19 protein-coding genes are annotated in these 19,256 nt (G+C 73.7%); 7 read left to right on the top strand and 12 right to left on the bottom strand.

Annotated elements, in window-relative coordinates; genetic code table 11:
- Positions 1-71: 71 nt before the first annotated feature.
- Complete coding sequence (locus tag ABZ272_RS29450) at positions 72-608, bottom strand: DUF4240 domain-containing protein (RefSeq protein ID WP_355053194.1); 537 nt, start codon at positions 606-608, stop codon at positions 72-74.
- A 61-nt stretch (positions 609-669) separates the two neighbouring features.
- Here ABZ272_RS29450 and ABZ272_RS29445 point away from each other — a divergent pair, with 61 nt between their 5' ends.
- Both ABZ272_RS29445 and rpsT read left to right on the top strand, forming a co-directional pair.
- Positions 670-1,653, top strand: coding sequence for a phosphotransferase (locus tag ABZ272_RS29445; protein WP_355053193.1), 984 nt, complete (start codon positions 670-672; stop codon positions 1,651-1,653).
- A gap of 313 nt (positions 1,654-1,966) precedes the next feature.
- Positions 1,967-2,233 (top strand): 30S ribosomal protein S20, encoded by a 267-nt coding sequence (rpsT, locus tag ABZ272_RS29440; protein WP_355053192.1) that lies wholly within the window; start codon positions 1,967-1,969, stop codon positions 2,231-2,233.
- A 93-nt stretch (positions 2,234-2,326) separates the two neighbouring features.
- Here rpsT and ABZ272_RS29435 read toward each other — a convergent pair whose 3' ends face one another.
- From ABZ272_RS29435 to ABZ272_RS29420, 4 genes are all read right to left on the bottom strand, one after another.
- Entirely contained in the window at positions 2,327-2,740 is a 414-nt protein-coding gene (locus tag ABZ272_RS29435) for a hypothetical protein (protein ID WP_355053191.1), read from the bottom strand.
- Positions 2,737-3,717 carry a DNA polymerase III subunit delta gene (holA, locus tag ABZ272_RS29430; protein WP_355053190.1) on the bottom strand — a complete coding sequence of 327 codons (981 nt, stop codon included), beginning with the start codon at positions 3,715-3,717 and terminating at the stop codon, positions 2,737-2,739. The genes ABZ272_RS29435 and holA overlap by 4 nt, the downstream gene beginning before the upstream one ends.
- Positions 3,718-3,872: 155 nt before the next feature.
- On the bottom strand, positions 3,873-6,257 hold the full coding sequence (locus ABZ272_RS29425; protein WP_355053189.1) for a ComEC/Rec2 family competence protein: 2,385 nt from the start codon (positions 6,255-6,257) through the stop codon (positions 3,873-3,875).
- The gene (locus ABZ272_RS29420) at positions 6,254-7,015 is read right to left on the bottom strand and encodes a ComEA family DNA-binding protein (RefSeq protein ID WP_355053188.1); all 762 of its coding nucleotides are present in this window, start codon (positions 7,013-7,015) and stop codon (positions 6,254-6,256) included. The genes ABZ272_RS29425 and ABZ272_RS29420 overlap by 4 nt, the downstream gene beginning before the upstream one ends.
- A 212-nt stretch (positions 7,016-7,227) precedes the next feature.
- On the opposite strand from ABZ272_RS29420, the gene ABZ272_RS29415 reads away from it, so the two are divergent.
- A complete protein-coding gene (locus ABZ272_RS29415) occupies positions 7,228-8,706 on the top strand; it encodes an arabinofuranosidase catalytic domain-containing protein (protein WP_355053187.1) in 1,479 nt (492 codons plus the stop codon).
- A gap of 51 nt (positions 8,707-8,757) precedes the next feature.
- Here ABZ272_RS29415 and ABZ272_RS29410 read toward each other — a convergent pair whose 3' ends face one another.
- The 5 genes from ABZ272_RS29410 to nadD form a co-directional block, all read right to left on the bottom strand.
- Complete coding sequence (locus ABZ272_RS29410) at positions 8,758-9,534, bottom strand: SDR family oxidoreductase (protein WP_355053229.1); 777 nt, start codon at positions 9,532-9,534, stop codon at positions 8,758-8,760.
- Between the two features lies 1 nt (position 9,535).
- Positions 9,536-10,390: a DegV family protein gene (locus tag ABZ272_RS29405; protein ID WP_355053186.1), complete on the bottom strand. Its 855-nt coding sequence runs from the start codon at positions 10,388-10,390 to the stop codon at positions 9,536-9,538.
- A 69-nt stretch (positions 10,391-10,459) separates the two neighbouring features.
- Positions 10,460-11,089 carry a histidine phosphatase family protein gene (locus ABZ272_RS29400; RefSeq protein ID WP_355053185.1) on the bottom strand — a complete coding sequence of 210 codons (630 nt, stop codon included), beginning with the start codon at positions 11,087-11,089 and terminating at the stop codon, positions 10,460-10,462.
- Positions 11,086-11,493: a ribosome silencing factor gene (rsfS, locus tag ABZ272_RS29395; RefSeq protein WP_355053184.1), complete on the bottom strand. Its 408-nt coding sequence runs from the start codon at positions 11,491-11,493 to the stop codon at positions 11,086-11,088. Before rsfS ends, ABZ272_RS29400 begins: the two co-directional genes overlap by 4 nt.
- Positions 11,494-11,603: 110 nt before the next feature.
- Positions 11,604-12,200, bottom strand: coding sequence for a nicotinate-nucleotide adenylyltransferase (gene nadD, locus ABZ272_RS29390; RefSeq protein ID WP_355053183.1), 597 nt, complete (start codon positions 12,198-12,200; stop codon positions 11,604-11,606).
- Between the two features lie 106 nt (positions 12,201-12,306).
- Between nadD and ABZ272_RS29385 the strand changes: the two genes are divergently transcribed.
- Positions 12,307-12,966, top strand: a complete 660-nt coding sequence (locus ABZ272_RS29385; protein WP_355053182.1) for a PadR family transcriptional regulator — start codon at positions 12,307-12,309, stop codon at positions 12,964-12,966.
- A gap of 160 nt (positions 12,967-13,126) precedes the next feature.
- Complete coding sequence (locus tag ABZ272_RS29380) at positions 13,127-14,341, top strand: FAD-dependent monooxygenase (RefSeq protein ID WP_355053181.1); 1,215 nt, start codon at positions 13,127-13,129, stop codon at positions 14,339-14,341.
- 83 nt (positions 14,342-14,424) lie between these two features.
- Here the strand turns inward: ABZ272_RS29380 and pepN are convergent, their stop codons facing one another.
- Positions 14,425-16,959, bottom strand: a complete 2,535-nt coding sequence (gene pepN, locus ABZ272_RS29375; protein ID WP_355053180.1) for an aminopeptidase N — start codon at positions 16,957-16,959, stop codon at positions 14,425-14,427.
- A 69-nt stretch (positions 16,960-17,028) separates the two neighbouring features.
- Between pepN and ABZ272_RS29370 the strand changes: the two genes are divergently transcribed.
- Positions 17,029-17,247 (top strand): DUF397 domain-containing protein, encoded by a 219-nt coding sequence (locus tag ABZ272_RS29370; protein WP_355053179.1) that lies wholly within the window; start codon positions 17,029-17,031, stop codon positions 17,245-17,247.
- A 119-nt stretch (positions 17,248-17,366) separates the two neighbouring features.
- On the opposite strand, the gene ABZ272_RS29365 is transcribed toward ABZ272_RS29370, so the two are convergent.
- The gene (locus ABZ272_RS29365; RefSeq protein ID WP_355053178.1) at positions 17,367-17,753 is read right to left on the bottom strand and encodes a hypothetical protein; all 387 of its coding nucleotides are present in this window, start codon (positions 17,751-17,753) and stop codon (positions 17,367-17,369) included.
- Between the two features lie 221 nt (positions 17,754-17,974).
- Here ABZ272_RS29365 and ABZ272_RS29360 point away from each other — a divergent pair, with 221 nt between their 5' ends.
- Positions 17,975-19,219: a cytochrome P450 gene (locus tag ABZ272_RS29360; RefSeq protein WP_355053177.1), complete on the top strand. Its 1,245-nt coding sequence runs from the start codon at positions 17,975-17,977 to the stop codon at positions 19,217-19,219.
- The last annotated feature ends 37 nt before the right edge of the window (positions 19,220-19,256 follow it).

Genomic DNA, 19,256 nt, shown 5'->3' with positions numbered 1-19,256 from the left:
GACCCCCTCCATGTTCCCACGCCGCCGGCGTACGCCCACTGCGCGGGCGACGGATCGGTCCCCGGGACGCCTCACTCCATCGGCGGCTCCACGAAGAGCGCGGCCAGCCGGGGCAGCCGGCGGCGGGCCTCGGACTCGTCGTCGAAGTCCCAGAAGTCGTTGAGGTCCGGCGTCCGGACCGGCTCGCGGTCCGTCGGCAGCTCCGACGCGGTGGCCCTGCGGTACGCGTCCCACGGCACCGCGAGCATCTGCTCGGCGGAGAACTCCTCCCCGCTGAGCGACGCGGCCCGCACCTGGGGCAGCTCGGCCAGCGAGTCGGGGTCGCCGACCGCGCGGGCGAACACCGCCCGACCCTGGGTCATCAGCCAGCCCCGGAAGTGCTCGAAACCCTCCGCCGACGCCCCACCGTTGATCAGGTACGCCGCGCCCCACAGGTCCGCCTTGTGCGAGGCGGCCAGCACTCTGACCTGGTGCTGGGCGTACCCGACGATGTCCTCCGGATCGCGCTCGGCGAGCAGCGCCACGGCCCGCGCGGCGACCGGCCCGGGCTCACCCCCGCCCCCGGCGCGGGCCTGGTCGATCAGCTGCCAGAAGTCCTCGGTCCTCATGGCTTGGCAGTCTGGCAGTGTCGCCGCGCGCCGCGCACGTACCCCGGGGCAGCATGGTGGGGTGTCCTCCCCGCTGCCGCCGGTGCCGTACCACGCGAGCGCGTCACGCCCGTCGTGGCCGGAGCTGCCGGCGACGCTGCGGGCCGCGATCGCCGACCGGCTCGGCGCGCCGGTGGTCACCGTCCAGGTCGCCACCGCCGGCTTCACCCGGGGCTTCGCCGCCGTGCTGCACAGCGCCGACGGCGGCCGGGCTTTCGTCAAGGCGGCACCCACCGTCGCGCAACCGCGCCTGGTTCAGGGGTACGCCCGGGAGGCCGCGATCCTCGACCGGCTGCCGGCCGGTCTGCCCGCGCCCCGCCTGCGGTGGACGCTGGACGAGGCCGGCTGGTTCGCGCTCTGCGCCGACGCGGTCGACGGCCAGCTGCCACGCCTGCCCTGGGCGCGGGCCGAGCTGGACGCCACGCTCGCGGCGTACGCCGAGGTGGCCGCCGCGCTCGCCGATCCACCGGCCGGCCTGACCGCGCTCGGCCTCCCCCGCCTGGCCGACCTGGCCCGCTCGGACATCCTCTGGTGGGAGGAGGTCGCCGCGGGCCGGGAGCCGCTCCCGGCGCTGCCCGCCGCCGCCCGGGGCAGACTCCCCGAGCTGGTGGCGCTGGAGTCCCGCCTCCCCGCGTACGCCGACGGGGCGACCGGCGTGATCCACGGCGACCTGCGGCTGGACAACGTGCTCATCGGTCCGGACGGCCGGGCCTGGATCTGCGACTGGACGTGGGCCTGCACCGGGCCGGCCTGGTTCGACCTGGTCACGCTGCTGCTCACCGCGTACGACAGCGGCCTGGACGTCGATCGGATCTTCGCCGCGCACCCGGCGAACGCGGGCGCTCCCCCGGACGCGCTGGACGCCACCCTCGCCGCGTTGGCCGGCTACTACCTCACCGGGGCGGACGCGACATCCGTGACGGCCTCGCCGCACCGGTCGGCGCACCAGCGGTCCAGCGGCGGACAGGCCCTCGGCTGGCTCACCCGCCGGCAGGGCTGGCGGTGACCGCGCCGGCGGTGGCGTCCTCGCCGCCGCCCGGCGGCAGCGCGCACCCGGCCGCGCGGGCCGTCCCGTGACCACCCCGGCTTTCCGGAAATCGGGCGTCAGCGGCCGGCGGATACCCTGGTTTCCAGGAAGCCGGGGTGGATCATGGCTCGAGCGCCCACCTGGGGCGCGGCAGACGAGCACACGCGCTGGGGTGGAGCCGTTTTGGCTCGTCCGGGGCGACCTGGTAACCTGGCTTTTCGCGCGGCGATGACTCATGTCGTCATGTCGTGCGCAAGCTGACCAACCCGAGCTATCAAGACGAGGCTGTCGCGTGGCGAACATCAAGTCCCAGATCAAGCGCAACCGGCAGAACGAGAAGGCCCGGCTGCGCAACAAGTCGGTCAAGTCGTCGCTGAAGACCGCCGTCCGGAAGTTCCACGAGGCCGCCGAGGCCGGTGACGTCGAGAAGGCCACCGCTCTCATGCAGGATGCCTCGCGCAAGCTGGACAAGGCCGTCAGCAAGGGCGTGATCCACGCCAACCAGGCCGCGAACCGCAAGTCGGCGATCGCGAAGCGCGTGGTGACGCTCTCCGCCTGACGCTTCATCGTCAGACTGATTCGGAAAGCCCCGGACCTCGGTCCGGGGCTTCCGTGTGTCCACGAACCGCCGCCCGACCGGCTTTGGCGGCCGTCAGTCCAGCGGGTCTCTGCGCCTGGGCCGCACCGGGTCGGGCCGGACCGCCACCGGGGTCACGGCGCTCCACTCGACCCGGGCCCGGCCGACCACCGGCTCCATCTGCTGGCGGAAGCGATCCCGCTCCTGCTCGGGCACGAGCGCGGCGGAGCGGACCACGACAGCGGCCACCATGTCGTTGAGCTTGACCATCGCCGCCACCACGAGGGGCAGCACCAGCACCGCCCACCAGCTCACCAGCTCGGCGAGGGCCAGCAGCACCGCCAGGGCGATGGTGCCCTCGAAAAAGAGGAAGCACAGCACCCCGCCGGGGTTGACGAACCGCAGGCCGAGGAGCCGGGCGTAGAGCGGCCGGTACCGCTCCTCGTCGGCGGACACGGTGGCCCACGCCGTACGGTTCGACCCCGTCACCGGCTGCCGCCCTGCCGGGCCGCCGCCACCGAGAAGACCGCCCGTTCCAGGGCGTACGCCCGGTCGTCCGAGCCGCCCTTGACGGCCGCGTTGCACTCCGCGGCGACCTGCATGGCGCGGACCAGTCCTTCCGGGGTCCAGCCGCGCCCCTGTCGCTGCGCCCGTTCGATCTTCCACGCCGGCATGCCGAGGCTGCTGGCCAGCTGGTACGCGTTGCCCCGTCCGGCCGACGCCACCCGGGCCACCGTCCGCACCCCGTCGGCCAGGGCGTCGGCGATGGGCACCGGGTCGACGCCGACGTGCAGAGCCCACCGCAGCGCATCCAGGGCGGCCGGCACGTCGCCGACCATGGTGGCGTCCGCCACGGTGAAGCCGGTCACCTCGACCCGCCCCCGGTAGTAACGGGACACCGTCTCGGCGCTGATCCGCCCATCGGTGTCGGCCATGAGCTGCGAACAGGCGGCGGCCAGTTCGCGTAGGTCGTTGCCGACCGCCGCGATCAGCGCCTCGGCGGCGTCCTCGGGGCACCGGCCGCCGGCCCGGCGGATCTCGTCGCGGACGAAGGCGACCCGGTCGCGGTGGCCCTTGAGCTTGGCCGCCGGAACCACCGTCGCGCCGGCCGACCGCAGCCCGTCGGCGAACGCCTTGCCCTTGGCGCCGCCCAGGTGCAGCACCAGGAGCTGCACCTCCGGGTCGGGATTCTTCGCGTACGCCAGCAGCGCGGCGACCAGGTCCTTGCGGGCGTCCTGGCCGGAGCGCAGGATGAGCAGCCGCCGGCCGCCGAACAGCGACGGACTGAGCATCTCGGCTATCTCGCCGACGGTGAGCGCGGCCGCCTGGTACTCGCGGACGTCCACCTCGGGGTCGGTGGCGCGGGCCCGTTCGACAGCTTCGGAGACCGCGCGCGTGGCGAGCAGCTCCTCGTCGCCGAGGACGAGCACAATGGGGGCGAGGCTGGCGGGGGTCACGTCGCCCATATTCGCACGGCCCGTGGCGGGTACGGGCCTGGTCATTCGCCGCCCGGTCGGCGCAGCCCGCACTTAGCGCAAATCCAGACATTTATCTCGGTTCACCACCTAATCCGCAAATACTCGGGATTCCGGGTCGAGTGCGCGCAATTTCCACGCCCCTCTCACGGTGGTGGCCGTCCCGGCGGTAGCCCTCGACGGGCCACCGCCAGTCCGTCGTCGGTCCGGATCGCCGCCACGTCGCCGTCGGTGTCGGTCCGCAGGACCCGGGTGCCGTGCCGGCTCAACCGGGACAGGAGCGCCGGGTTCGGATGCCCGTAGGTGTTGCCCGTGCCGACCGGCACCAGCGCCACGGCCGGCCGCACGGCGGCGAGGAAGCTCTCGTCCTGGTACGCCGAGCCGTGGTGCGCGACCTTCAGCACGTCCGCCCGTAGCTGGTCGGGCGGCGTCCGGACCAGGACGGCGTGCTGCTCCTCGGTCTCGGCGTCGCCGGGCAGCAGGACCGTGACGCCGGCGACCGTGGCGCGCAGCACCAGCGAGTTGTTGTTCGGGTCCGAGCGGGTGCCGGCGAGCGGATACGGCGGTCCGAGCACCAGCAGCTCGACACCGCCGACCCGGTGACGTGCCCCGGCGGTGGTGTCCCGCATCGTGGCCCGGCCGTCGGTCGCCGCCACGCGGATGGCCGCCCGACCGCTCGCCGGGTCCGGCGACGGCGGGGTCAGCACGGCGGCCACCCGTCGCCCCCGGAACACCCCGGCCACCCCGCCCACGTGGTCGAGATGGAAGTGGCTGACCACCAGCAGCGACACCTCCCGGATGCCGAGCCGTCGCAGACAGGCGTCCACCGCGCCCGGCTCCGGCCCGGTGTCGATCAGCACCGCCCGTCCGGGCGCGACGGGCAGCACGAGGGCGTCCCCCTGGCCCACGGCGCAGGCCACCACCACCCAGCCGGGCGGCGGCCAGCCGCTGGCGACCAACCGGACCCCGACAGCGCCCACCAGTACGGCGACCGCGACCACCGCCACCAACCGGCGCACCAGCGGGCGGCGCGCGGCCACCAGCAGCGCCACGGTCAACCCGGCCAGCAGCAGGGCGCCCCAGACCCCGCCCGGCCACGCCAGGGTGCCGGCCGGGAGGCGGGCGCCGTGGCGGGCGATGACGACCAGCCACCAGGCCGGCCAGCTCGCCAGCCACGCGACGAACCCGGCCCCGGCCGGCCAGAACGGCGACAGCACGGCAGCCGTCACGCCCAGCACCGTCGCCGGTGCGATGGCCGGCACCGCCAGCAGGTTGGCCGGCACCGCCACCAGGCTGACCGTGCCGGAGATCCCGGCGACGACCGGCCCGCAGGCCACCTGGGCGGCCGCCGGTACCGCCAACGCCTCGGCCAACCCGGCCGGTACGCCCCGACGGCGCAGCCCGTCGCGCCAACGCGGCGCGAGCAGCAGCAGACCCCCGGTGGCCAGGACGGACAGCGCGAACCCGGCGTCGCCCGCCAACTCGGGGTCGACGAGCACCAGCACGGTGACGGCGGCGGCCAGCGCGGGCAGCGCGGCCCGGGGTCGACCGGCGGCCAGCGCGACGAGGCCGATCGCCCCCATCGTGGCGGCCCGTACGACGCTCGGTGACGGACGCACCAGGATGACGAAGCCCACCAGCGCCACCCCGCAGAGCACACCGGCGAGCCACGGGCCGGCGCGTGCCCAGCGCGCCGCCAGCAGCACCGCACCCACCACGATCGCGACGTTGCTGCCCGAGACGGCATTGAGGTGCGTCATGCCGGTCGCCCGGAAGTCCTCCTCGACGGCGGGCGGCAGGCGGCTGGTGTCCCCCACCACCAGTCCCGGCAGCAGACCACCCGGGTCGTCGGGCAGCGGCGCGCAGGCCCGTTGCAGACCCGCACGCAGGGTGCCGGCGGCACGCTGCGCCCACGACGGTGTACCGCGCCGCTGGGGTGGACCGGTGGTCGCGAGGACCGCCGCGGTGAGGTCACCGCCGCGCGGCACGCCGAGCCGCCCCTCGGCGGTCAGCCGCTGCCCCGGCAACAGCCCTCGCCAGCCGGGGTCGGTGGCGAGGACCAGCACCCGCACCGACGCCCGGAGCGGCTGCCCGTCCGGGCCGGTCAGCCGGATCAGCTCGCCCGACACCAGCAGCATGCCGGGACGCCCGGCGGAGCGGATCGGGCGCGGATCGTCCCGCACGACGAGGTCGGCGGTGACCGGTGCGTGCTTTTCGGCCAGGGCGCGGACCGGCGGGGCGTCCCGCACGAGCAGCCGGGCCGAGGTCGCCGCCGCGCCGCAGAGGACGCCGAGACCGACCGCGACGACGATCCAGCCGAAACGGCGGGCGAGAGCCCCTGGGCGACCGAGCCGACCGAGCAGGTGCAGGGTGCTCAGCGTGGTCGCCACGGCTGTTCCGCCGGCCACCAGCAGCAGTGGTCGGGGGCCGAGGTGTAGGCCGGCGAGCGCGGTGAGCCAGGCGGCCACGGCCAGCCCGGCGAGCCGGAGGTCCGGTGGTGGCGGGTCGCCGACGACGGGTGGGACCTTCACACCGTCACCAGGTCCTTGAGCTGCTCATAGCGCGCGTCGCCGATGCCCTCGACCTGGCGCAGGTCGCCGACGGCCGTGAACCCGCCGTGCTGGTCCCGGTAGGCGAGGATGCGCTGGGCGAGCACCGGTCCCACCCCGGGCAGCGCGTCGAGCTGGGCAAGCGTCGCGGTGTTGAGGTTCAGCGCCGCGCCGGGGGCCGGCGCACCGGCGGGGGCCGGACCGGCGGCGGGTCCGGGTGCCGGCGGGGGCGTCACCCCGACGACGATCAACTCACCGTCGGCGAGCTTGCGAGCGGGATTGAGCAGCGCCACGTCGACGCCGGGCAGCGGGCCACCGGCCTCGGAAAGGGCGTCGGCGAGTCGGGCCCCGGCCGGTACGCGCACCAGCCCCGGTCTGCGCACCTTGCCCGCGACCGTCACCACCAGCTCACCGGACGCCGACGCGCTGGCCTGCCCGGTCACGACGGCCGAGGTGGCCTCGCCGACCGGTGGGGTGACCGGTTCCGCGTGCGGTCGGGACCGCCAGGCCCAACCGGCCGCGGCCAGCACCACCACGAGGGCCACGGCGGCCAGCGCCCGTACCCCGCGTCTGCCCGGGTCGAATGCTCCGGGGCCGGGCAGCCGTGCCGTACCGCCGGGATCGGCGGGCACGTCCGCTGCCGACGCGTCGGCCCCCGAGGGAGGCGGCGCCGTGCCGCCCGTCGCGGCGGTCAACCGGCGCAGACGCTGACGTACCGCTGTCTCCTCGTCCTCTGCCACGCCGCGACGCTAGGACGCCGGACGCCACGACGGCCGCCTCGCTGGCCCGGCCTGTGGACAGCCGAGGCCTCTGTGGACAACGCCCTGATCATGCTCGCTTCTGCTACGGGAGCACGGGACACCGGCCGCCCGGAGGTAGCGCGCATTCATGGATGAGGATTAATGTTAACGCTATCATCACCCCCCAACACCACCGCCACCTGAGGGGATCCATGGACATGAAGAGAAGGCTGCACCGCCTGCTGGCCGCAGCGGGGACCCTGCTGGTCCTCGTCGCCGGGGCCGGCGGCTACCTGCTCACGGAGACGCCCGGCGTCGCCCGGGCGGCCGGCACCGGCCCGTGCGACATCTACGCCTCCGGCGGGACGCCGTGCGTCGCCGCGCACAGCACCACCCGGGCCCTGTACGGCGCGTACAACGGACCGCTCTACCAGGTCCGCAGATCATCGGACAACACCACCCGTGACGTTGGCGTGCTCAGCGCCGGTGGTGTCGCCAACGCCGCCACCCAGGACACGTTCTGCGCCAACACGAGCTGCGTCATCACGATCATCTACGACCAGTCCGGCCGCAACAACCGGCTCACCCAGGCCCCTCCCGGTGGCTTCAGCGGCCCGGCGGCCGGCGGGTACGACAACCTCGCCGACGCGAAGGCGGCACCGGTCACCATCGGCGGTCAGAAGGCGTACGGCGTCTACATCGCCCCCGGCACCGGCTACCGCAACAACAACACCAACGGCGTCGCGACCGGCGACCAGCCCGAGGGCATCTACGCCGTCGTCGACGGCACGCACTACAACCAGTGGTGCTGCTTCGACTACGGCAACGCGCAGACAAACGTCCAGGCCGACGAGCGCGCGATCATGGAGACGGTCTACTTCGGCGCGAACAAGCAGTGGGGCTACGGAGCGGGCGCGGGTCCCTGGATCATGGCCGACCTGGAGTGGGGCCTGTTCTCCGGGGTGAACGCGGGCTACAACAACATCGCGTCCATCAACCACCGCTTCGTGACGGCCATGGTCAAGGGCGAGCCGAACCACTGGGCGATCCGCGGCGGGAACTCGCAGTCGGGGGGCCTGACCACCTACTTCGACGGTCGGCGGCCCAACGGCTACAACCCGATGAAGAAGGAGGGGGCCATCCTGCTGGGCATCGGGGGTGACAACAGCATCACCGGCCGCGGCACCTTCTTCGAGGGCGTGCTGACCTCCGGCTATCCGACGGCCGCCACCGAGGACGCCGTGCAGGCGAACATCGCCGCTGCCGCCTACACCCCCGCGAGCGGCGGCAACCCGCAGCAGAACGCCCAGATCGTGGGCGCGCAGTCCGGTCGCTGCGTCGACGTGCCGAACGGCACCAGCACCAACGGCACCCAGGTGCAACTGTGGGACTGCATCAGCAACAGCACCGCGCAACGCTGGACCTACACGGCCGGCAAGCAGATCCAGGTGTACGGCAACAAGTGCCTCGACGCCAACGGCCAGGGCACCGCGAACGGCACCCAGGTGATCATCTGGGACTGCCACGGCGGCGCGAACCAACAGTGGAACGTCAACGCCAACGGCACCCTCACCGGCGTCCAGTCCGGGCTCTGCCTGGACGCCAACGGCGCCGCCACCGCCAACGGCACCAAACTGATCCTCTGGGCCTGCAACGGTGGACAGAATCAGCAGTGGTCCCTGCGGAGCTGAGCGGACAGCAGTCGGGCCGTCTCCGGAGGGAGGCGGCCCGACAGCACCGGGTCAGCGGGCCTCCGGGTCGAGGCCGAGCACCGCCCGTCCCCCGTCCACCGGCAGGGTCACCCCGTTGACGAAGCTCGCGGCCGGCGACAGCAGGTACGCGACCGCCTCCGCCACCTCGTCGGCACGCCCGATCCGGCCCACCGGGTGCAGCCGGGTCAGCTCGGCGTCGATCCACTCGGCCCGGGAGGGTTCCTGCGCCGCGAGGAACTCGGCGTGCCGCTCGGTGGCGATCGAGCCGAGCGCGACGGCGTTGGCGCGGATGCCGTGCCGTCCGTAGTCGACGGCCAGCGCCCGGGTCAGCCCCTCCACGGCGGCCTTCGCCGTGGCGTACGGCAGGGCGCCCGGCACCGGCCGGCGGGCCTGGTGCGACGAGACGTTCACGATGGCGCCGCCCGTGCCGGCGGCCAGGAAGCGGCGCACCGCCACAGCGGCGCCCACCACGGCCGGGCGCAGGTTCAGCCCGATCAGGTCCAGCACGGTGTCGGCCAGCGCCGTGTGCAGGGCCGCGTCCCGGAAGATCGCCGCGTTGTTCACCCAGCCGGTCAGCGGGGCGACGCGTTCGGCCGCCTCGGCGGCGTGTTCGGCCACCCGCTCGTCACCGGCGTCGCCGACCACCGCGAGCAGGCGATCGGCGGCCGGATGCCCGGCGAGCCAGTCCATGGCCTCGGCGTCGCGCTCCACGACGACGACGGTGACGCCGTTCGTCACCAGCCGTTGCGTCACGGCCCGGCCGACGCCACGGCCACCACCGGTCACCACGCACGTGCCGGCCACGATCTCAGCTCCTGGGCCGACGGTGCACGACGACACAGGCCAGACCCGGCCCGGCGTGTGCGGCGACCACCGCGCCGGCCTCGGAGACGTACGTGTCGTGCACCCGTTCGCCCAGGCGCGCGGTGAGCGCGGCGAGCAGCGCCTCGGCGCGCTGCGGCGCGGCCAGGTGGTGTACGCCCAGGTCGACGTCGTCGTCGCCGGCCGCCTCGACGGCCAGGTCGACGAGCCGGGCGACTCCCCGACTGGCGGTACGCACCTTCTCCCGTAGCACGATCGCGCCGTCCGGCATGTGCATGATCGGCTTGACCGACAGGGCGGTGCCGAGCAGCGCCTCGGCGGCGTTGATCCGGCCGCCCCGGCGGAGGAACTCCAACGTGTCGACGTAGAACCAGACGGTGGTCCGGGCGACCGCGGCGAGCGCCGCGTCGCGTACGCCGGCCAGGTCCGCCCCGGCCTCGGCGGCGGTGGCGGCGGCGATGGCCGGGAAGCCGAGGCCCATGCCGGCGGAGCGGCTGTCGACGACCTCGACCCGACCGCCGAGGTCGACGGCGGCCAGGCGGGCGGCCTCGACGGTGCCGGACAGGCCGGCGGAGATGTGCACCGAGACGACGCCGTCGGCGCCGTCGTCGAGGAGACGCCGGTACGTCCGGGCGAACTGTTCGGGCGCCGGGCGGGACGTGCTGGCCGACACCCGCCGCTCACCCAGCGCGCGGGTGGCGTCGGCGGGTTGGGTCTCCACCCCCTCCAATCCCTCCGCGCCGTTGAGCACGACGGTCAACGGGACGACGGTCAGCCGGTGCCGCAGCACCAGCTCGGGTGGGAGGTAGGCGGTGGAGTCGATGACGACCGCGACGGGCATGCCCGGCACGCTAGCCGATCACGACCCGCCGCGCCGAGGTGCGAGCGCGGACCCGGGCCCGATCGACGCTCAGACCGCGTCGACGACGGCCGGGGCGGTGACGAGGCCGACGTTGTGGCCACGGAGCTGCCAGCCCCGGACGTCGTCGTGTCGCAACTCGGTCCAGTGGCAGTTGGCCAGGGAGCCGATGGTGCGCAGCACGTCGGGAGGCCAGCCGAGCAGGTGGCCGACGCCCTGGCGGGAGGCGCCGCCGTGGGTGGCGAGGACCACCGTCCCGCCGGGCGTCGCGTCGGCCGCCGTCAGGAACGCGGCGGCGACCCGCTCACCGAGCTCGTGCAGCGGCTCCAGATCCGCCCCCGGCGCCGGGTCGCCGGCCCGCCAGCGCGCGTACTCGCCGGGGAACCGCTCGGCGACCTCGGTGAGGTGCAGGCCCTGCCACTGGCCGAAGTGCCGCTCGCGCAGCCGGGCGTCGGTGCGTACCCCGAGCCCGGTGAGCGCGGCCAGCGCCGCGGCGGTCTCCGCGGCGCGGCCCAGGTCGCTGGAGACGATGGCGTCCGGTCGCAGCGACGCGAGCAGCGGCGCGGCGGCGCGGGCCTGGTCGCGGCCCAGCTCGTTGAGGGGTACGTCGGTCTGCCCCTGGACGCGGTTGGCGGCGTTCCAGTCGGTGTTGCCGTGCCGCCAGACGATCAGTCGGGTCATTCGGCCGCGGCGGACCCGCTGGCGTCGGCCTCGACCAGGTCGCGGTCGACGAACGGGATGGTGGGGCAGTCCTTCCAGAGGCGGTCGAGCCCGTAGAACTCGCGCTCCTCGGTGTGCTGGACGTGCACCACGATATCGACGTAGTCGAGCAGCACCCAACGGCCACCCCGCTCGCCTTCGCGCCGGATCGGCTTGGCCTTCTCCGGAAGCTCCAGCAGGCGCTCCTCGATGGCGTCGACGATGGCGAGCACCTGGCGCTCGTTGGGGGCGGCGGCGAGCAGGAACGCGTCCGTGATGGCGAGCTGGTCGCCGACGTCGATGATCGCGATGTCCTGCGCCTTCTTGTCGGCGGCTGCCTGGGCGGCGGCGATCGCCAGCTCGTGCGCGCGTTCGGAAACTGTCACCGTTCTCCTTCGATCAGGCGTGCGATCCTCCAAGCGTCTCACACCCGGCGAGGTCCCGACCCGTCAGTTCTGGTCGGTTAGACGCACCAACCGGCACACACCGGACGTGATCAGGACTGATAGAGGCGTCGCTTGGCGATGTACTGCACCACACCGTCAGGCACCAGGTACCAGACCGGCTCACCCCGGGCCACCCGGGCACGGCAGTCGGTCGACGAGATGGACATCGCGGGCACCTGGATCAGGCTGACCGTGTCCGCCGGGAGGTGCTTGTCGGTCAGCGCGAAACCGGGACGGGTCACACCGATGAAGTGGGCCAGCTCGAAGATCTCGTCCAGGTCCTTCCAGGACAGGATGCGTTGCAGCGCGTCCGCTCCGGTGATGAAGAAGAGCTGGACCTTGGAGCCGTACTCGGCCTGGAGGTCGCGCAACGTGTCGACCGTGTAGGTCGGGCCGCTGCGGTCGATGTCGACGCGACTGACCTGGAAGCGGGGGTTGGAGGCGGTGGCGATGACCGTCATGAGGTACCGGTCCTCGGCGGGGCTGACCGGCTCGTCGGCCTTCTGCCACGGCTGCCCGGTGGGGACGAAGACCACCTCGTCCAGGCCGAACCGGTCCGCCACCTCGCTGGCCGCGACGAGGTGCCCGTGGTGGATCGGGTCGAAGGTGCCACCCATGATCCCGACCCGCCGGATATCTTCCTCCACCCGTTGATCGTAGGCCGGACGTCCGAGCCGGTCGTACCAGCCCGAGGGCTGGTGACACGAATACTCGTATGCATATACTCGTTCACGAGTATATGGGAGGTGCGTCATGCCGAAGCGGCGCAAGGTCGGCAACCTGCTGGCGCTGGCCGTGCTCTCCGCCCTCGTCCAGCGGCCCATGCATCCCTACGAGATGGCCAGCACACTGCGCGCCTGGGGCAAGGACCAGGACATGGAGTTCAAATGGGGCTCCTTCTACACGGTGATCCGCAACCTGGACAAACACCAGTTGATCGCCGCCGTGGAGAGCGTCCGCGAGGGCCGACGCCCGGAACGCACCGTCTACCGGATCACCGACGCGGGCCGCGCCGAGCTGGTCGACTGGGCGCGGGAGCTGGTCAGCATGCCCATGGCGGAGCATCCCCGCTTCCGGGCCGGCCTCTCCGTGCTCGCCGCCCTGCACCCCGACGAGGCGACCGACCTGCTCCGGCAGCGGCTCGACCGCCTGGACGACGCGCTCCGCCGGGACCGCGAGACGCTCGACGCCCACCTGCGGGACGTCCCGCGACTGTTCCTGGTCGAGAACGAGTACGACCTCGCCATCCGGGACGCCGAGGCCACCTGGCTGCGGGCCCTACTGGCGGAGCTGACTTCGGGAAGCTACCCGGGGCTGGACACCTGGCGGGCCTTTCACGAGACCGGCGAGATGCCGGCCGAGCTGGCCGAGCTGGCCGCGAGGACCAGCAGCGACCCCGACACCGCCGACTGAGAAGACAGCTCCGGCGGGGTGCGCCAACACCCCGCCGGAGCCCTACCCCGAACCGACACCTGAGCAGGCACCCGGCCCGAAGCGGCAACCACGAGGATAACCGGGTTCCCTCCCAGGACGGTTCGTCCGCACCCACGCGACGACACCAGGGAGAAAGAGCATGACAACGGTACGAACCGCACTCGTCATCGGCGGCGGCATCGCGGGGCCCGTGGCGGCCCTCGCGCTGCACCGCGCCGGCATCACCGCCACCGTCGCCGAGGCGTACCCGGCGACCGCCGGCGGAGCCGGCGGCATCGGTGGCACCCTCGCGCTCGCGCCCAACGGCGTGGCAGCCCTGCGGACCGTCGGCGCCGACGAGGCGGTGACGGCGATCGCCACCGGGATCCACCGCAGCGTCATGGCCGTCGGCGCCCGACGGATCGACCTGCCGATGCTGGCCGGAGTACCGCCGCTGCGCGTGGTGCACCGGGCCGAGCTGCACCGGGTGCTGCACGACCGGGCCGTCGCCGAGGGCATCACCTTCGCGTACGGCAAGCGACTGGTCGACGTCACGCAGACCGACGACGGCGTGACGGCGCGTTTCGAGGACGGCAGCACGGCGACCGCCGACGTCCTGGTCGGCGCGGACGGCATCCGCTCCACGGTCCGTGGCCTCATCGACCCGGCCGCGCCCGGCCCCCGGTTCACCGGACTGCTCGGCTTCGAGGCGGTCGCCCGGCACGAGGTGGACGCCGAGGAGGGCACGATGACGTTCGCCTTCGGACGGCGTGGCTACTACCTGTACTGGCCGGAGCCGGGCGGCGGCACCCGCTGGGGGGCCAACCTGCCGGGGCAGCGGCCGATGAGCCTCGTCGAGGCCCGTACGGTGCCCGCGCGGCAGTGGCTGGACACGTTGCGCGCCACCTACGGCGACGACGACCCGGGCCGGCAGCTGATGGCCACCAGCTCCGCCGACGACCTCCAGGTGGCCGGCGCGTTGCAGATCATGCCGCCCGTGCCGCACTGGCACCGGGGTCGCCTGGTGCTGGTCGGCGACGCCGCGCACGCGCCGTCGAACAGCTCCGGGCAGGGCGCCTCGCTCGCCATCGAGAGCGCGGTGCAGCTCGCCCGCTGCCTGCGGGACCTACCCGACGTGACGTCGGCCTTCGAGGCGTACGTGCGGCTGCGTCGTACCCGGGTCGAGAAGGTCGCCGCCCGCGCCGCGCGGATCAACCACACCAAGGCGCCCGGGCCGGTCGCCCGGACGCTGATGCCGCTGCTCATGCCGCTGCTGATGCGCACGGCGATGGACCCGGAACGCACGATCGCCCACGAGCAGCGCTACGTCATCGACTTCGACGCCCCGGTCACGGCGGAACCCGCCCTGCGCTGAGCACGGACGCGGGGTGGCCGCTCGGGCCACCCCGCGCTCCGACCATCGCAAGCCGGGCCGCCCACCACGGCGGCCGGCCGACCTCAGGCCGAGGCGGCGGCCACCGCCGTGCGCGCCACGAGCGCCCGCCGCAGGTCGTCGTCGGCGTCGGTGACGACCCGCCGCAGACCCGCCGTCAGGTCGTCGCGGGCCAGCAACGCCGCGGCCGCCTCCCGGGTCGGCTGCGCCACGGCGTAGCGGGGAAACGCCAGCTTCGCCACCCGGTCGGCCGTCCAGGGGGTACGACGACGAGCGGCGGCCGGCATCTCGGCGAAGTACCGCCCGACGTACGCGGCGGTCAGCTCGGGCTGCTCGGGCTGCTCGGGCTGCTCGGGCTGCCAGAACCCCTCCGCCGTGGCCTCGAGCAGCCGGTTGGACAGCTCGGTGTCCCGCATGAGGATCTCCCATGCCGCCTGCTTCGCGGCCGGGTCGGGCCGGGCGGCCCGGCAGTACGCGGCCTGTTCCGCGCCGGCGGAGCTGACGTCGGCCCGCGCCTCTTCGGCGATCTCCGCCTCGCCCGCCGCGCCCAGCACCACGAGCCGGCGCAGCACCGCCCACCGCAGCTCCGCGTCTACGGCCAGCCCGGCCGGTACGTCCCGGCCGGCGAGCCAGCCGACGAGCAGGTCGCTGTCGGTGGTCGCGGCGATCCAGCCCCGGGCGGCGGCGAGCTGCAACGACTCCCCCGCCGGCGCGCCGTCGAGCAGACGCCGGCACGCCTCGGCGACCCGGGCCAGCGCCGCCGAACGGGCCAGCGGGTCGAGGTAACGGTCCACCAGCGACCGGCTGAGGACGAGCACGTCCTCCGCGATGATCACCTCGGTCTCGGCGGGCAGCGCCGCGACCATCAGGTCGACCAGGCCGACGACGGGCCGTTCGCCGTCGGTCACCGCGTCCAGCGCCTCGCCCCAGAGCACCGCCCGGGCGAGCGGATCGGTCAGAGAAGGCAGCACCACCGCGACCGCGTCCGCCGACGCCGCGTCGAGGCGTACCTTGGCGAAGGTCAGGTCACCGTCGTTGAGCAGCAGCACCTCGGCCGCCGGCTCGCCCGTCAACGCGCCGAGCACGGTACGACCGCCGTCGACGGCCGGATCGAGATCCACCTCCGTGCGCTGGACGGCGCCGTTCGCCGCGTACCGACCCACCCCGATGCGGTGCGGACGCAGCACCGGGTGCGACGCCGGGGCGGTCTGCACCACGGCGACCTCGGTGTAGCGCCCGTCGGCGTCGACGTCGACCTCGGCGCGCAACGTGTTGACCTGCGGCCGGCGCAACCACAGCTCGGCCCAACCGGACAGGTCCCGGCCGCTGGCGGCGGAGAGGCTGGTCAGCAGGTCGGCCAGGGTGGCGTTGCCGAAGCGGTGCGCGGCGAAGTGCGCGTTCAGGCCGGCGAGGAAGGCCTCGTCGCCGAGCCACGCGACCAGTTGCCGCAGCACGGCGGCGCCCTTGGCGTACGAGATGCCGTCGAAGTTGAGCAGGCCCTCGTCGGCGTCGGCCACCTCCGGCGGCGCGACCGGGTGGGTGGAGGGACGCTGGTCGGCCGCGTACCCCCAGGCCTTGCGGCGCATGGCGAACGTCGTCCACGCCTGGTCGAAGCGGGTGGCCTCGGCGGTGACCCGGGTGCCCAGGTACTCGGCGAAGGACTCGTTGAGCCACAGGTCGTCCCACCAGCGCATGGTGACCAGGTCACCGAACCACATGTGCGCCATCTCGTGGGCGATGGTGGTGGCCCGCACCTCGCGCTGGGTGTCGGTGACCGCCGAGCGGAACACGTAGTCGTCGCGGAAGGTGACGATGCCCGGGTTCTCCATCGCGCCGGCGTTGAACTCGGGCACGAACGCCTGGTCGTACTTGCCGAACGGGTAGCGCTCGGCGAAGAGCTGGTGGAACCGGTCCAGGCACCGCCCGGTGATGTCGAAGATCTCCTCGGCGTCGGCGTCCAGGTGCTCGGCGAGCGACCGTCGACAGTAGATCGCCAGCGGTATGCCGTCGTGCTCGGCGTGGCGGACGTGGTACGGCCCGGCGATCAGCGAGAAGAAGTACGTCGCCAGCGGCGCGGTCGGGGCGAACTCCCAGCGCCCCGGGGCCGGGGTGGCGACCACCTCGGCGTTGCCGGAGACCGTCCACTGCGGCGGCGCGGTGACCGTGAGGGTGAACGGGGCCTTGAGGTCGGGCTGGTCGAACGCGGCGAAGATGCGCTGGGCGTTGTCGAGGAACGACATCGCGTACAGGTAGGTCTCGCCGTCCGCCGGATCGACGAAGCGGTGCAGCCCCTCCCCGGCGTTGGAGTACGTCATCTCCGCCTCGACGACGAGGGTGTTCGTCGTGTCGAGATCGACCAGCGGCAGCCGGTTGTCGGTCAGCGTGGCGGGGTCGACGGCCCGGTCGTTGAGGCGTACCGCGAGGAGGTTTGTCGGCCTGACCTCGACGAAGGTGGCTGCCCCGGCGGTCGCCCGGAAGCGGATCTCGACGCGGGACCGGAACAGATCGCCGTCGCCGGTCAGGTCGAGGTCCACCTGATAGGACTCGACAGTAATCGCCGCGCCACGCGCGGTCGCCTCTACACGGGTCAGGCTCGGCATCCGCTTATCCTGCCCGATGGGGATCGGCTGGCGGTCCCCACCTGGCCCCCTGCAGTGGAGGAAAGAACCATGGCGCAGCACCCCAAGGGCGATTTCGACCTCTCCCGCGCGGTCTGGCAACGGGCCGAGGGGGACACCTCCGAGAGCGCTGTCGAGGTCGCCTTCGTCGACGACCTGATCGGGATGCGCAACTCCGCCGAGCCACAGGGCCCGGTGCTGGTCTTCACCCAGGCCGAGTGGGACGCGTTCGTGGCCGGCGCGCAGGACGGCGAGTTCGACCTCGACTGATCGGCCGTGGCACGTGCCGGTGTCCTCTTCGAGGGGGACACCGGCACCGGTCGCGGTGGGGCTTTTCAGCAGGGGTATGGCGGTGTCAAAGCCCCTGGCCGGGGACTGTGGCACCCGCCCTAGTCGCCGTCGCCCCAGCCCAGACCGCCCAGGCCCGGCGCGTGGTGGAAGCCGGGATGGTCGGCGACGTCGACGCAGCGCTCCCCGTCCGGGCCGACCGCGCCGCAGAACAGCCGCTCGGCCCGGTGCCAGGCATCGGCGGGCGACAGGGCCGCCGCACCGAGCGCCAGCTCCGGGCGGAGCAGGCTCAGCGCCTCCGCGTACGCCACCGCCTGTTCACGCGCGTCGGCCGCGCCCGGCGCGGTGAAGCCCAGGTGCACGGTGAAGAACCGGCGCGGTCGGGCCGGCCGGCCCGGCGGACCGATCAGCGGCCGCCCGGCCCGGCCCGCACCCGGCGTCTCGACCGCCCGGCGCTGCCGCCAGCGCGGCGGCCTGTTGTCGTTCATGCGTCCTCCCCGTGGTCGTGGACACCTCGGCCCGACGGGGGTCGCCACCGTCGTCCGACGATGCCGAGCCGGCGACGGCCCCACCGGCAAGCCAACCAGGTTCCGCCGCCCGTGGGAGGGGCCAGCGGACGCGCTGTCGACGCGGGGATTGCACGGCGGCCACGAGGGTAGACGTGCCCCGGCGGCGACGCGGGCCGCCGCCGGAACCTCGAGGAGGCCCGATGGCGACCATGCCGGCCGACCGCAGCCCGGACAGCACCCTCGCTCTGCTGCGCGCCGGCTACCGATTCATCGGAGAACGCTGCGACCGCCTGGGCAGCGACGTCTTCTCGACCCGGATCCTGCTCGCGCCGACCATCTGCCTGCGGGGTCGGCCGGCCGCCACCCTGTTCTACGACAACGAGCGCTTCCAGCGCGAGAGCGCCATGCCGCTGCGGATCCAGCGGACCCTCACCGGCCGGGGCGGCGTGCAGGGGCTGGACGGCGCCGCGCACACCGACCGCAAGGCCATGTTCATGTCGATCATGACGCCGGCGGCGATCGGGCGACTCGGGCACCTCTTCGACGCCGAGTGGCGGGCACGGATTCCCGCCTGGGAGGCGGCCGGCGCGGTGCCGCTCTACGACGAGTTGGGCCGGCTGCTGACCCGGGTGGTCTGCGCCTGGGCCGGCGTGCCGCTGGCCACGTCACAGGTCGACCGCCGCGCCGTCGACCTGCACGCCATGATCGAGGGCCCGGCGGTCGTCGGTGCACGGCACTGGCGGGGCCTGCTCGCCCGCCGCCGCGCCGAACGCTGGATCGGCGACCTCGTCGAGCGGACCCGTGTCGGCATCCACCCGGCCCCGGCCGACAGCCCGCTCCGGGTCGTCGCCGAGCACCGCGACACGCGCGGGGCGCTGCTCCCCCGCCGGATCGCCGCCGTCGAACTGCTCAACCTGCTGCGTCCCACGGTCGCCGTGGACCGGTACATCGTCTTCGCCGCGCTCGCTCTGCACGACCACCCCGCCTGGCGACAGCGGGTCCACGGCGACGACGGGGCCACCGAGCAGTTCGTCCAGGAGGTACGCCGCTACTACCCGTTCTTTCCGATGGCCGCGGCCCGGGTCCGGCGCCCCTTCGACTGGCAGGGCCACCACTTCCCGCAGGGGCGGCGGGTGCTGCTCGACCTCTACGGCACGAACCACCACCCGGCGCTCTGGCCCGAACCGGAACTGTTTCGCCCCGAGCGGTTCGCCGACCGGCTCGTGGACCCGTTCGCGCTGATCGCGCAGGGCGGCGGCGACCACAGCACCGGGCACCGCTGCGCCGGCGAGTGGATCACCATCGACCTCATGAAGCGGGCGGTCACCCACCTGACCGGCGGAATGCGCTACGACGTGCCGCCGCAGGATCTGCGCCTGGACCTGCACCGGATGCCCGTCCTGCCGCCCGGCCGCATGACCGTCACCAACGTACGCCGCGCCTGAGGTCGTCCCACCGGCGTTGTTCGGTGTCGGTGCTTCG

Origin of the sequence: Micromonospora sp. NPDC005979 (genome assembly GCF_040614415.1) — a bacterium.
Lineage (GTDB): Bacteria > Actinomycetota > Actinomycetes > Mycobacteriales > Micromonosporaceae > Micromonospora.
The sequence above is the reverse complement of the archived record's forward strand: the minus strand, read 5'-3'. Positions and strand labels throughout refer to the sequence as shown.